The sequence below is a fragment of the Lysobacter sp. HA18 genome, assembly GCF_054057595.1.
The window spans coordinates 2,211,325-2,224,896 of record NZ_JBSRZL010000001.1 but is presented as its reverse complement, the minus strand read 5'-3'; the positions used below and the strand labels follow the sequence as shown (position 1 = coordinate 2,224,896).

12 protein-coding genes and 1 pseudogene are annotated in these 13,572 nt (G+C 68.0%); 9 read left to right on the top strand and 4 right to left on the bottom strand.

The window, feature by feature from the left end; translation table 11 throughout:
* The first annotated feature begins 63 nt into the window (after positions 1–63).
* The 5 genes and pseudogenes from ACVWWW_RS10995 to rlmH all read left to right on the top strand — a co-directional run bounded on the left by ACVWWW_RS10995 (position 64) and on the right by rlmH (position 3,415).
* On the top strand, positions 64–639 hold the full coding sequence (locus ACVWWW_RS10995) for an LPS assembly lipoprotein LptE (protein ID WP_051235308.1): 576 nt from the start codon (positions 64–66) through the stop codon (positions 637–639).
* 10 nt (positions 640–649) lie between these two features.
* On the top strand, positions 650–1,714 hold the full coding sequence (gene holA, locus ACVWWW_RS10990; protein ID WP_027083513.1) for a DNA polymerase III subunit delta: 1,065 nt from the start codon (positions 650–652) through the stop codon (positions 1,712–1,714).
* 2 nt (positions 1,715–1,716) lie between these two features.
* Positions 1,717–2,385: a nicotinate-nucleotide adenylyltransferase gene (gene nadD, locus ACVWWW_RS10985; RefSeq protein WP_036142877.1), complete on the top strand. Its 669-nt coding sequence runs from the start codon at positions 1,717–1,719 to the stop codon at positions 2,383–2,385.
* 39 nt (positions 2,386–2,424) lie between these two features.
* Positions 2,425–2,823, top strand: a pseudogene (rsfS, locus tag ACVWWW_RS10980) (ribosome silencing factor); the annotation flags it as partial.
* A gap of 121 nt (positions 2,824–2,944) precedes the next feature.
* Positions 2,945–3,415 carry a 23S rRNA (pseudouridine(1915)-N(3))-methyltransferase RlmH gene (gene rlmH / locus ACVWWW_RS10975; RefSeq protein WP_027083515.1) on the top strand — a complete coding sequence of 157 codons (471 nt, stop codon included), beginning with the start codon at positions 2,945–2,947 and terminating at the stop codon, positions 3,413–3,415.
* A gap of 48 nt (positions 3,416–3,463) precedes the next feature.
* Here the strand turns inward: rlmH and ACVWWW_RS10970 are convergent, their stop codons facing one another.
* The 3 genes from ACVWWW_RS10970 to ACVWWW_RS10960 form a co-directional block, all read right to left on the bottom strand.
* Positions 3,464–4,135, bottom strand: coding sequence for an energy transducer TonB (locus ACVWWW_RS10970; RefSeq protein ID WP_036142108.1), 672 nt, complete (start codon positions 4,133–4,135; stop codon positions 3,464–3,466).
* A 233-nt stretch (positions 4,136–4,368) separates the two neighbouring features.
* Complete coding sequence (locus ACVWWW_RS10965; RefSeq protein WP_155914363.1) at positions 4,369–4,569, bottom strand: hypothetical protein; 201 nt, start codon at positions 4,567–4,569, stop codon at positions 4,369–4,371.
* 2 nt (positions 4,570–4,571) lie between these two features.
* Positions 4,572–5,312, bottom strand: a complete 741-nt coding sequence (locus tag ACVWWW_RS10960; RefSeq protein WP_027083518.1) for an SIMPL domain-containing protein — start codon at positions 5,310–5,312, stop codon at positions 4,572–4,574.
* Positions 5,313–5,446: 134 nt separating this feature from the next.
* On the opposite strand from ACVWWW_RS10960, the gene ACVWWW_RS10955 reads away from it, so the two are divergent.
* From ACVWWW_RS10955 to tldD, 4 genes are all read left to right on the top strand, one after another.
* Positions 5,447–6,034: a Maf family nucleotide pyrophosphatase gene (locus tag ACVWWW_RS10955; RefSeq protein WP_027083519.1), complete on the top strand. Its 588-nt coding sequence runs from the start codon at positions 5,447–5,449 to the stop codon at positions 6,032–6,034.
* Entirely contained in the window at positions 6,031–7,524 is a 1,494-nt protein-coding gene (gene rng / locus ACVWWW_RS10950; protein ID WP_027083520.1) for a ribonuclease G, read from the top strand. The genes ACVWWW_RS10955 and rng overlap by 4 nt, the downstream gene beginning before the upstream one ends.
* A 27-nt stretch (positions 7,525–7,551) precedes the next feature.
* Positions 7,552–11,415, top strand: coding sequence for a YhdP family protein (locus ACVWWW_RS10945; protein ID WP_051235310.1), 3,864 nt, complete (start codon positions 7,552–7,554; stop codon positions 11,413–11,415).
* Positions 11,416–11,487: 72 nt separating this feature from the next.
* Entirely contained in the window at positions 11,488–12,942 is a 1,455-nt protein-coding gene (gene tldD, locus ACVWWW_RS10940; protein WP_027083521.1) for a metalloprotease TldD, read from the top strand.
* Positions 12,943–12,955: 13 nt separating this feature from the next.
* Here tldD and yjgA read toward each other — a convergent pair whose 3' ends face one another.
* Positions 12,956–13,522, bottom strand: coding sequence for a ribosome biogenesis factor YjgA (gene yjgA, locus ACVWWW_RS10935; RefSeq protein WP_027083522.1), 567 nt, complete (start codon positions 13,520–13,522; stop codon positions 12,956–12,958).
* Positions 13,523–13,572: the final 50 nt, after the last annotated feature.

The following is a 13,572-nucleotide window of genomic DNA, read 5'->3' as shown; positions in this document are numbered from 1 at the left end:
CGCCACGTGGACGCGCGACCTGCCGCTATTGCCGCCCGCCGCCGCCTCGTCCAGACTCCCCGCATGATCCGACGCCTCGTGTCCGCCGTCCTTGTCCTCGCCCTGACGGGCTGCGGTTTCCATCTGCGCGAACGCGTCGCGATTCCGGCCGAACTGAGCCCGCTTCGGGTGGTGTCCGCCGATCGATACAGCCCGCTGGCGGAATCGATTGCGCAGTCGATCGAGCGCGCGGGACTCACCGTGGTTCGCGAAGGCGGCGACGGCGCAATTCTCGACATCCTCGCCGAGCAGTGGGGCGATACGCCGATCAGCGTCGACGCGCTCGGTCGCTCGCAGGAGTTCAGCCTGCGGTACGCGGTGATCTTCGAGTTGCGCGATTCGGCCGGAAACGTCGTGGTGCCGCGTCAGACGATCGAGCTGTCGCGCGACTACGTGTCGAACCCCACCAATGCGATCGGCTCCGAAGGCGAGCGCGAGACGCTGGCGAAGGAACTCCGTCGCGAGATGGCGTTCTCGATGCTTCGTCGCATCGAAGCGGTGCTGAAGCTCGGTGTGCCGGTCAAGTCGCTGCAGCCGGTGCCCGCACCGACCGTGACGCCGAACCCGGCTGACCAGACCGGCGCCAGCTCCGGCGGCTGATCTCCGAAACGTGGATCTCTCGCCCGAACAGCTGGTCGCCCAGCTCGAGTCCGGGCCGCTCAAGCCGGCCTACCTGATCGCGGGCGCCGAACCGCTTCTCGTCCTCGAAGCCGCCGACGCCGTGCGCGCCGCCGCGCGTCGCGACGGCATTGCGGAGCGTGAAGTCTTCGAAGCGGGCGCCGGCCAGCGCGAGCCCGACTGGGACGGCATGTCCGCGTCGTTCAACGCGCCCAGCCTGTTCGCGTCGCGGCGCTTGATCGAACTGCGCCTGCCGACCGGCAAGCCGGGCAAGGAAGGCGCGAAGGTCATCACCGAGTTCTGCGCGACGCCACCTGCGGACGTCGTGCTGTTGGTGACGTGCGAGGACTGGAGCCGCAGCCACGGTGGCGACTGGAGCCAGGCGATCGATCGCGTTGGTCGCGTTGCCGTCGCCTGGCCGGTGAAGTTGCACGAACTGCCGGGCTGGATCGACCGCCGCCTCCGGGCGCGTGGTTTTTCGCCGGATCGAGACGCGGTGCTGCATCTGGCCGAGCGCGTCGAGGGCAACCTGCTCGCTGCGGCGCAGGAGATGGAGAAACTCGCGCTGCTGTTTCGCGACGCGCCCGACGCGCCGCGCGGTGGTCGACCACTGACGCTCGAGACGCTGCAGTCGCTGGTCGCCGACGCATCGCGCTACGACGTGTTCCGACTCATCGACGCGGCGATGAACGGCCAGTCCGCGCAGGTCGTTCGCATCATCGCCGGCCTGCGCGCGGAGGGCGATGCGGTGCCGGCGCTGCTCGGCATGATCGTGATGGAACTGCAGCGTGGCGCCGCGCTTGCGCAGGTCAACGCAAAGGGCGGCAACCTCGTCGCTGCGTTCAAGGCGCAGCGCGTGTGGGACGCGAAACAGCCGATGTATCGACGTGCACTGCAGCGGCATTCGCCCGCGGCATGGGAAGCAATGCTGGTGCAGGCCGGGCTGGTCGATCGCATCGCCAAAGGCCGCGCGCCCGGCGATGCATGGGTCGCGCTGGAACGCCTGATGGTCGCGCTGTCGGAGCGTGGCGCGACGCGGCTGCTGGCCGCCGGGTGACGATGCGCGCCTGGGTCGGCTACGGCGGCACCTTCGACCCGATCCACCGTGGCCACGTCGCCGTCGCATGCGCGGTTCGCGATGCACTGGGCGTCGAGGTAAAGCTGGTTCCCGCTGCTGATCCACCGCACAAAAACGCGACGCACGCCGACGCCGCGCATCGTTCGCGCATGGTCGCGCTCGCCGCGGCGGGCGAACGCGGCCTGCGCGTGGACCGACGCGAACTGTCGCGCGACACGCCGTCCTACAGCATCGACACGCTGCGCGAAGTGCGTCGCGAAACCGGCGACGGCACGCCGATCGTCTGGGTCATCGGCGCCGATTCGGTCGCGCAGTTGCATCGCTGGCATCGCTGGCGCGAGCTGTTCAATGTCGCGCACATCCTCGCGGCAGGGCGGCCCGGTTTTTCGCTGGATCCTACGGGTTTCGCGGGTATCGACGCGGAACTCGCGCAGATGATCGAAGCGCGCCTGCAGCCGCTTCCGGCGTTGCTCGACTCACCGGCAGGCGGCCTGGCACTGCTGCCGATGGATCCGCCGCGCACCGAATCGTCGACCGATATCCGCGCACGAGTTGCCAGCGGCGACGCGACATGGCGCACGCAGGTTCCGCCGCCCGTCGCCGCGTACATCGACCGTCACCGGCTGTATGCACCGGCACTTCCAGCCTAGTCCCTATACTTGTTCCACACCGACCCGGAGCCGCGCCACTTGAGTACCGAAGCCCACGTCATCAAGACCCGCCTGCCGAACCCGCCACCGTCGGTGGATGACCTGCTCCGCACCGTGCGCGATGCGGTCGAAGAGTTGAAGGCGCGCGACGTGGTCGAGATCGACGTCCGCGGCAAGAGTTCGGTCACCGACTACATGGTGGTCGCGTCCGGCACGTCGACGCGTCACGTCAAGTCAATCGCCGACGAAGTGGTGAAGTTCTCGAAGCAGCGACTCGACGTCATGCCGCTGGGTGTGGAAGGCGAGCGCGAGGCCGAATGGGTGCTGGTCGATCTCGGCGACGTCATCGTGCACGTCATGCTGCCGCGCGTCCGCGAGTTCTACGCGCTCGAACGCCTGTGGACGGTCGGCGACGAGCCGCCGGATCGCATGGACGATCTTGCGCACGGTCACCTCGGCGGCAAGTCGATTCCCGACGAAGAACCGCTGAGCTTCGAAGACGACGCGGACGAGTTCGACGTCGAGCGTCGACCGAACCCGTCGCTCTGACGCATCGCGCATGAAGGCGCGCCTGATCGCCGTCGGCGAGCGCGCGCCCGGCTGGGTTGTGGAAGGTTTCGCCGAATACCGCAAGCGTCTTTCGCATTCGCTGCCGTTCGATCTCGTCGAGGTCGAGCCCGGCATGCGTGGCAAGGGCCGCGATGCAGCGCGCGCGCAGTCCGACGAGGGCGCGCGGGTGATGGGGGCGATCCCGCGCAATGCGTGGGTGGTGACGCTCGATGGCCGCGGTCGTGGCTACAGCTCCGAGCAACTCGCGCAGCGGCTCGAGCATTGGCGCGGGCAGGGACGTGACCTCGCATTCCTGATCGGCGGGCCGGAAGGTCATCCGCCGGAGGTGCTGCAGCGCGCTGACGAGTCGTGGTCGCTGGGGCCGCTGACGCTGCCGCACATGATCGTCCGGTTGGTGGTCGCCGAGCAGCTCTATCGCGCAGCCGCGCTGCTCGCGAATCACCCTTACCACCGCGCCTGACGCGCGAAACCCGCACCCCCCGAAGGGGATGCGGGTTCGCGTTTTGCATCAGTCAAGGTGGAATTCGACCGGCACCATGCCGATCGCCTGCACGGCATGCCCGTCGCGCATCGCCGGGCGGAACGTCCAGCTCGACAGCACCGCGCGCCGTGCCGCGAGATCCAGTGCACGCGAACCGCTGCTGCGCGCGATCTTGACCTCGATAGGCTTGCCGTCGACGTCGACCAGCACCTCCAGCATCACCGTGCCCTGTTCCTGCGCCCGCAGCGACGATGAGGGATACGCGGGCGCCGGGTTGCTGGCGTATTCGAGATGCCCGCCGGCGAGCGGTTTGCCGTCGTCGGGCGGGGTCACGATGTCGCTGCCGCCCGGCACGCCCTTGTCACCCGTGTCCGCCGGCATGGCGACGTCGCCGGGCTGAGCGTCGTTGAAGGCTACTGGTGGCAGTTCGACTGGGTGCGGCTGCGAGTGAACCGTCGGCGTCGGCGGCGTTACGGTGACGGGGACAGGTTTCGGATCCGGCTTCGGCGGTGTGGGGTTTTCCCGATGCTTGGGCACGATGAAGATCACTTCAGGTGCTGCATCGCGGACCGCGCGCATGACCGGCGACATCGGCGCCAGCAACAGCAACAGAACCAGTCCGTTGACCGCGATCGCACCGCTGATCGATGCGATGCGGGTGGGATCGAGCTGGACGCGGGGTGCTTGGATCGTCTGCATGGCCGGCTCCTCGGTGGTCGGTGCCGATACAAACGAGCCTGCGGATGCAGTGGGGTTGAGTCCGATAGAAAAATTTTCGCGCGCCTATCGGGCGGGCCAGCAGCGGCGTCTTCTGCACGCGAAAAACGCGCATGGACTGGGGGGTGTCGCGACCCGCGATCCATCCCGCGTCTCCACCACGGACAAAGAAAAAGTCCGCGCAAGGCGGGCTTCTTCGTCGCAAAACAGTCGCGTTATTCCGACGCCGGCTTCGGGTCGTCGCCCTGCGGTCGGTTCAAGCCGCCGGCTTCCGGATTCGGCACCTTGCCGGTGCGCGGGTCTCGCGCGTCGGCCTTGTCGCGCGGCTGGTTCTCCGCATAGCCCGGGTTCGCACCGGGGCGCGGGTCGGAGACGGCGGCGGTATCGCGGCCGCGCGGGATGTCGGGCGTCGTCATGGTCATTTTCCGAGTTCGAACACGACGTTGAGGTTGACCGAAAGCACGTTCTCGCCAGGCGAAATCGGCGTGGATTCGTCGCGGGCCATCTTCGCCATCGCCATCATCGGCATCGGGCGCGGAATGCTCGCGCCGCCGCTCTCGTCGATGCTCACGATGCGGCGCACGCGCATGCCGAGCGTCTTCGCGTACATCTCGGCGCGCTGCTGCGCCTTGCTGAGCGCATCTCGGCGCGCTTCGTCGTACACGGGATCCTTCTGGTCGATGTCGAACGTCGGGCCGTTGATCTGGTTCGCACCGGTCGCGACCAGCGCGTCGAGGATCTTGCCGAGCTTGGCGATGTCACGCACGACGACATTGACGTTGTTCGTCGCCTGGTAGCCGGTGATTGCGGGCGGCTGGTTCTCGGCGTAGCGGTACTGCGGATTGAGGTTGACGCCGGCGGTCTGTACGTCGCGATCAGCGACGCCCGCGGCGCGAATCGCCGCAACAACCTTCGCCATGCGATCCGCGTTTTCGCGCAGCGCGGTGTTGGCGTCGACCGCCTGCGTGACAACGCCCGCCGACACCGTCGCGATGTCCGGTGCGCGACGTGCTTCGGCCTGCGCGGCGACGGACAGCAGTGTGCTGTCGGACGCGACCATCGGCACGGAGACGGGCGCGGTCTGCGCATCGACGGTCATGGCGAGGCTCCCGAAGGCAAGCGCGGCGGCGAGGGCGAGTGGACGGACGAGCGGACGAATCGGGGACATGGGAACTCCGGTTGGGGGGCAGGGTCGGTACGTTGGAGTGAACGGCCGGTGAGACGTCGCGGGGTCGCGACACGATGCCGAAGGTTCAGGATCGCCGTTACAGGCGGCGGGTTATTCTTCGAGCGATGCTCTATCTCGCCTCCAAATCCCCGCGCCGTCGCGAGCTTCTCGGTCGCCTCGGCATCGATCCACGTGTACTCGACATCGACATTCCCGAAGTCCGCCAGCCGGGCGAAGGTGCGTTCGATTATGTGCGACGCGTATCGCGCGAAAAGGCGGGCGCCGGCCTGCTGACCGTCGCCAGCGTGCCCGGCGCACTGGTGCTCGCGGCCGACACCGAAGTGGTGCTCGACGACGACGTCTTCGGCAAGCCCGTCGATGCCGATGATGCCGTGCACATGCTGACGCGACTGTCCGGACGTACGCACCAGGTCATCAGCGTGGTATGGATCATCTCCGCAGACCGCGAAGCGCAGGCGATCAGTGTGTCCGACGTCACGTTCGCAGCGCTCACGCCCGCCCAGCTCGACGGTTACATCGCCTGTGGGGAATGGGCGGGCAAGGCGGGTGCATACGCAATCCAGGGGCGTGCGGAAGCGTTCGTCACCCGTCTCGACGGCAGCTATTCGGGCGTAATGGGGTTGCCGGTGCACGAAACATCGAAACTGCTCGCCGAGTTCGGCATCGACGCATTCGCAGGTGCGGCGGCATGACCGAGGAGATCCTGGTCAACGTCACGCCGCGCGAAACCCGCGTGGCCGTCGTCGAGAACGGCATGCTGCAGGAGTTGCACATCGAGCGCGGTTGGCGACGCGGCGTCGTCGGCAATGTCTACAAGGGACGCGTGCAGCGGATCATGCCGGGCATGCAGGCCGCCTTCATCGACATCGGCCTCGAACGTGCGGCATTCCTGCACGCAGGCGACATCATCAAGCCCGCACCGATAGCCGAGACAAACGGCGACGACACGCCGTTGCCACCTCCGCCGCAACCCACGCGTCCGATCACCGAACTGCTGCGCGATGGTCAGGACATCATCGTGCAGGTGGTGAAGGACCCGATCGGCAGCAAGGGCGCGCGTCTGACGACGCAGCTCAGCATTCCGTCGCGATACCTCGTGCTGTTGCCGCGCACGCGCGTGGTCGGCGTGTCGGCGCGCATCGAGGACGAAGTCGAACGCGCACGGCTCAAGCACATCGTGTCGTCGCAGTCGCCGGCCGGTGCGCAGCACGGCTATATCGTGCGCACGAATGCGGAAGGCCAGCCGGACGAAGCGATCGCCGAGGACATCGCGTATCTCGGTCGCGTGTGGGCGCTGATCGAGGAAAGCTCGGCGTCGTCGAAGGTCGGCGAACGCGTGTACGAAGACCTGTCACTGCCGATGCGTGCGGTGCGCGACCTTCTCCGTCGCGACGTCGAAAAGGTGAAGGTCGATTCGCGCGAAACCTGCGACCGGCTGAAAGCATTCGCCGCGCAGTACATGCCGGGCCTCAACGAGAAGATCGAGCATTACGCCGGCGCGCGGCCGATCTTCGACATGTACGGCGTCGAGGACGAGATCCAGCGCGCGCTGGAAAAGCAGGTGCCGCTGAAATCGGGCGGTTACCTCGTCATCGACCAGACGGAAGCGATGACGACGGTCGATGTGAACACGGGTTCATTCCTCGGTCAGCGCAATCTCGAGGAAACGGTGTACCGCACCAATCTCGAGGCTGCCCAGTCGGTCGCGCGTCAGCTTCGCCTGCGCAATCTAGGCGGCATCATCATCATCGACTTCATCGACATGACGGATGCCGAGCACAAGCGGCAGGTGCTCCGTCAGCTCGAGAAGGCACTTGCCCGCGACCACGCCAAGACGACCGTGTACGACTTCTCCCCGCTGGGTCTCGTCGAGATGACCCGCAAGCGCACGACCGAGAGCCTGCAGCGGCAGCTCTCCGAGCCGTGCCATGAATGCAGCGGGCGTGGTTCGCTCAAGACACCGGAAACCGTGACCTACGAAATCTTCCGCGATGTGGTGCGCCAGGTGCGTCAGTTCGATGCGCAGCGACTGCTGGTGATCGCGTCGCCGAAAGTCGTCGCGCGCATTACCGACGAAGAGTCGGCGGCCGTCGCGGAGCTGGAGGAATTCCTCGGCAAGTCGATCCGCTTCCAGTCCGATGAGCAGTACTCGCAGGAGCAGTTCGATGTCGTTCTGCTCTGACGCCGGCGTGATCGCGTCGCGCGCGGCGTGATCCTTCGCCACGCCAAGCGGGCGCACGTCGGCCTCGGCTACGTGGCGGCGATCGCGGTGCTCGGCTTCGCGCTGCTGCTCGGCATCGTCAGCCTCGCGCTGCCGGTGCTCGCGGGGCATCCCGCGCAGGTCAAGGCGTGGCTTGAACATCGCACCAAGCGGCCGGTGTCGTTCACCGGCCTGCAGACGCACTGGACGCGTGTCGGCCCGCTGATCGAACTGCAGGGCCTGCGCATCGGCGAAGGCGATGGCGCGGTTGCGGTCGGTGACGCGGAGCTTCTCGCGTCGGTCTATCTCGGTCTTCTACCCGGTCATGCGTTCACCGAGCTGCGCCTGCGCGGACTTGACCTCACGCTCGAGCGCGCAGCGGACGGAACGTGGGACGTGCGTGGCCTGCCGGGCCAGAAGGACAAGAGCAACGCGGACCCGTTTGGTGCGCTCGATCGACTCGGCGAACTGCACGTCGTCGACGGTCGCCTCGCGATCGTCGCGCCCGCGTACGGCATCGACACCGCGATTCCGCGCGCTGACCTGCGACTGCGCGTCGACGGCGCGCGCGTTCGTGCCGGCGTGCGGGCGTGGATGCGCGCGGGAAGCGCGCCGATCGATGGTGTTCTGGATTTCGATCGCCGGTCGGGCGACGGCCGCGCGTATGTCGGCGCGGATCACGTCGACCTGCGCGACTGGGCGCCGGTGCTGCATGCCGGTGGCGTGCATGTCGCCGGCGGCGCGGGCAGCGCGCGTGCGTGGGCCGAACTGCGCGACGAACGTGTGGTGCAGGTCACGGGTGAGGGCAAGTTGGCGGGCGTCACGCTCGAAGGCGCGCAACTCGACGGCACGGTACCGCGCGTCGTTTTCGATCACGTCGATGCGCTCGGCGTCTGGCGCATCAAGTCGGGTAAGTGGAACGTGACGCTGCCGACGCTGCGCGTGCAGCAGGGCCGCTCGGGCCAGGTGCTGGATGGTCTCGCGCTTGCGGGCGGTGGCCGCTTCGAACTGGCCGCACGGCGCGTCGATGTCGCGCCGCTGTTGCAGGCCGCGGCGTTGACCGATCGACTGCCGGAAGCCACGCGTCGTTGGATCCGCGCGGCGACACCGGCCGGGCTTGTCGACGACGTGCACGTGCACAGTGCGAGTGGCCGCACCGATGTCGATGCGACGCTCGCATCGGTCGGTTTCCAGCGCGCCGGTACTGCGCCCGGGTTGCAGGGTATCGGCGGTCACCTCAGCGGTGACATCGACGGCGTGCAGCTCGACTTCGATCCGGCCAGCGCGATCCGCTTCATGTGGCCGCAGGCGTTCGGGCCCGCTCACGTGGTGCATCTCGCCGGCCGCGCCGCGGTATGGCGCGACGGCCCTGGCTGGCGCGTCGGCACGCGTGCGCTACACATCGCGGGGCAGGGGTATTCCGCGGACGTGCGCGGCGGCCTGCTTTGGCAGGGCGACGGCACGCGTCCTTTCATCGACATTGCGGCGGACATCGGCACCACGCAGGTGCCCGTCGCCAAGCGCTTCTGGGTGCGCAACATGATGGCGCCGAAGGTCGTGCAGTGGCTCGATACCGCGCTGGTTGGCGGTCGCGTCGAACAGGGTCGCGCGGTGGTGGTCGGCGATCTCGACGACTGGCCGTTCCGTCATCACGAAGGCAGTTTCGAAGCGCGCGGCCGCGTGGTCGCCGCGACGGTGAAGTTCCAGCCGGACTGGCCCGCCGCCGAAGACGTCAATGCCGACGTGATGTTCGACGGCACCGGTTTCGACATCGCAGGCAGTGGGCGCATCGGTCGCGTCGCGTTGCCGACACTCAACGCGTCGATCGACGACTACTCGCACGGCGCACTCACCGTGCAAGCGCGTGGCGCGACCGAAACCTCGCAACTGCTCGACGTCGTACGCGCGAGCGGGCTGCGCAAGCTGCAGCCGGAGACGATCGACGCGTTGTCGGCGAGCGGCCCCGCCGTCGTCGACTTCGGCTTGACGATGCCGCTCGGTCGCCCCGAGCCGATGTCGATCAAGGGCACGGTCGACCTCAATGGCGCGACGCTGGCCGATCGCCGCTGGGACCTGCGCTTCGACGACGTGCACGGCCGTGCGAACTACGACCTGCGCGGGTTCACTGCGACCGACCTCGTCGTGCGACACGACGGCCAGCCCGGCGCCTTGTCGCTGCGTGCCGGCGACGGCCACGTACGTGCACCGGCGAACGCGTTCGAAGGCGACGTCGCCGCGAACTTCGATATCGACGAGCTGCTCAAGCGCGCGTCCGACATGGAATGGCTCGCGCCGTACGTGGCGGGGCGCTCGGCCTGGACGGTCGGCGTCGTCGTGCCGAAGGACGTCGCCAAGCCCGGCGGCAGCGCGCACCTGCAACTGCGCAGCAACCTCGCGGGCACGTCGCTCGATCTGCCCGCGCCGCTGCACAAGCCGGCGTCGCAGTCGCTCGCGACGTTCGTGGACACGCCGCTTCCACTGGGCAGTGGCGAAGTGAAGGTCAGCCTCGGCTCGCTGGCCGGCGTGCGCGCACGCACCGTTGGTGGTCGCACTGGCGTTCGCGTCGTGCTCGGCAGCGGCACGGTCGACGATGCAGCGCCTGCGTCCGGCATCGTCGCGACAGGTCGCGCCGCGCAGCTCGACGCACTCGACTGGATCGCGTTCGCGCGTGGCGGCGGTAGCGGTTCGGGCGGCGGTTTATCGCTGCAGCGCATCGACGTCACCACGCCGCGGCTCGCGATGCTCGGCGGCGTATTCGGCGAAACGCATCTGCAGGTGCAGCCGATCGCGGGCGGTGCGCTGTCGGTGCGTGCGGACGGCGCGACGCTGGCCGGTGGCGTCACAGTGCCCGATGGGCCGGGCGCGATCACCGGTCGCTTCGGTCGCGTGTACTGGCGCCCGGTGCCGACGTCGACCAATGCGGTCGCAACGACTTCCAGCGCCGCGCGCGTGGCACCGATGACGCCTACCGCACGCCGCGCCGCGCCTGTCCGCGCACCACTCGCGTCGACGAACAGCATCGATCCAACCAAGGTTCCTCCCTTGTCGATCGACGTCGACGACCTGCGCATCGGCAGCGTCGCGCTCGGCACCGCGCGACTGCGTTCGCACGCCACCGCAGCCGGCATGCAGCTAGACCAGTTCACCGCACGCAGCCGTAGCCAGCGCATCGACGCGAGCGGCGACTGGCTAGGCCGTGGCAACGCGACACGCACGCACATCGCTGCTGTCGTATCCAGCGACGACTTCGGCGCGCTGCTCGATGGCTTCGGCCTGGGTGGGCGCGTCGGCGGCGGCAAGGGCGATGCGCACTTCGACGCCGGTTGGAGCGGCGCGCCGTCCGATTTCACGCTCGGCAACCTGCAGGGCACGCTCGCGGTCGACGTGCGCAACGGCCGCCTGCTCGAGGTCGAGCCCGGTGCGGGCCGCGTTCTTGGCCTGTTGAGCCTCGCGGAACTGCCGCGTCGACTTACGCTCGACTTCCGCGACTTCTTCAACAAGGGTTTCAGCTTCAACCAGATCGGCGGCAACGTACGTTTCGGAGACGGCCTCGCACGCAGCGACGACTTCGGCATCAAGGGCCCGGCCGCGGACATCCGCATCCGCGGCGCCGCGAACATGCGTGCGCAGACGTTCGACCAGACGATCGAAGTGCACCCGAAATCCGCCAACCTGCTGACCGCGGTTGGCGCGCTTGCGGGCGGCCCGGTCGGCGCCGCGATCGGCGCGGCCGCGGGTGCCGTCATGCAGAAGCCTCTCGGCCAGCTCGGCGCGAAGACGTATCGCGTCACCGGTCCATGGGCCGACCCGAAGGTCGAAGTGATGACGCGCGACCAGACGCGCGCGATGGCACTCTTGCCACCAGCCGGTTGAGGCCGATCACATCGGCCCGCATATAGTCCGGACGTGCCGCGCGCGGCTGCGTCCTTCTTCAATGGAAATCCGATGACGACTTCGCTTTCGACCGCCGAATCCCGCCTTCTCGTGCCCGCCGGCCTCGACGTCGCGTCGCTCGATCGCGCGCTCGGTGCGTTGATCGGCCCCGGCATCGATTTCGGCGATCTGTATTTCCAGCACGCGCGTCGCGAGAGCTGGACGGTGGAGGACGGCATCGTCAAGGACGGCGCGCATTCGATCGAGCAGGGCGTTGGCGTGCGCGCGATCAGCGGCGAGAAGACCGGCTTCGCGTATTCGGACGAGATCGATGCGAAGGCGTTGCTCGAAGCATCGACATCGGCACGTGCGATCGCCAAGGGCACCGTCGCCGGTGAGATGCAATCGAAGGATCGCCCGCTCGTGCGCGGCAGCGGTCGCGAGTTGTATGCCGCGTTCGATCCCATCGATGCGCTGGGGAACGAGGAAAAAGTCGAATCGCTGCGTCGTCTCGACCGACTGCTTCGCGCTGCGGATCCGCGCGTGAAGCAGGTGACCGTAAGCCTGTCGGGTGGCGTCGATACGGTGCTCGTCGCGCGCAGCGACGGTGTTCTCGCGGCCGATGTGCGTCCGCTGGTGCGACTCAACGTGCAGGTCATCGTCGAACACAACGGTCGGCGCGAGCAGGGTTATGCCGGCGGTGGCGGTCGCTTCGGTTACGCCGAATTGCTGGGAGGCGATCGTCCCGAACATCTCGCGCGCGAGGCGTTGCGGCAGGCGCTGGTGAATCTGGATGCGATCGACGCACCCGCCGGCGTGATGCCCGTGGTGCTCGGCAGCGGCTGGCCGGGCGTGCTTCTGCACGAGGCCGTCGGTCACGGCCTGGAAGGCGACTTCAATCGCAAGGGCACGTCGACGTATGCGGGCCGCATCGGCCAGCGCGTCGCGTCGCCGGGCGTCACCATCGTCGACGACGGCACGCTGCCGGGTCGTCGTGGTTCGCTCAACATCGACGACGAAGGCACGCCGACCAACTGCACGACGCTGATCGAAGACGGCGTGCTCGTCGGCTACATGCAGGACACGCTCAACGCGCGGCTGATGGGCATGGCGCCGACGGGTAATGGGCGTCGCGAATCGTTCGCGCACCTCGTCATGCCGCGCATGACCAACACCTACATGCTCGCCGGCCCGCACGATCCGCAGGAAATGATCCGCTCCGTCAACCGCGGCCTGTACGCGGTGAATTTCGGCGGCGGGCAGGTCGACATCACGTCGGGCAAGTACGTGTTCTCGGCGACCGAGGCCTACATGATCGAAGACGGCAAGGTCACCGCGCCGGTGAAGGGCGCGATGCTGATCGGCAATGGCCCGGAGACGATGCAGAAGGTGCGCATGATCGGCAACGATCTCGCGCTGGACGAAGGCGTCGGCGTCTGCGGCAAGGACGGGCAGAGCGTGCCGGTCGGCGTCGGCCAGCCGTCGCTGCTGATCGATGGCTTGACGGTCGGCGGTACGAAGGCCTGAGCCTTCGTTCGCGTTATTCGTCGGTGTCGTCGACGTCCGCTTCGTCGCCCGTGTCGTCCGTTGTGCCGAGCAGCACGCCGCGCAGTTCGCGGAACAGTTCGCGGAATGCGCGCGGCGGCTTGTTGCGGTTGCGTTCGTCGAGCGCGTTGCGCACCAGCTGGCGCAGGCGCTGGCGGTCGGCATCGGGATGCAGGTCGAGCAGTTCGGCCAGCGCGGCGTCACCGCCTTCCAGCAGCTTCGCGCGCCACGCTTCGACGCGATGCATCGCCGCGGCTTCCGCGCGTGCGGTGTCGCTCTTTTCGTCGAGCGCATCGCGCATGGCCTGCATCTCGTCGTCGTCGAGCTTGCGCATCTGCTTGGCGAGGAAGGCGAGCTGCCGCTTGCGCGCGATGTTCGCGGTGATGCGACGCGTATCCATGATGTGCGGAATGATCGATTCCGGCACCGGCACGCGCGCGAGCTGCGCGTCGGTCAGGTCGGCCAGCGTCTCCGCCAGTTCGAGCACGCCCAATGCTTCGCGGCGCTGCTCGCTGCGGGAGGGGCTACGGAATTCACCGGTTTCTTCGTCGCGACCGCGCATCGTCATAATCCTGCGCGACGACTGCCGCCACGCGTTGAGCCGTCCGCCGA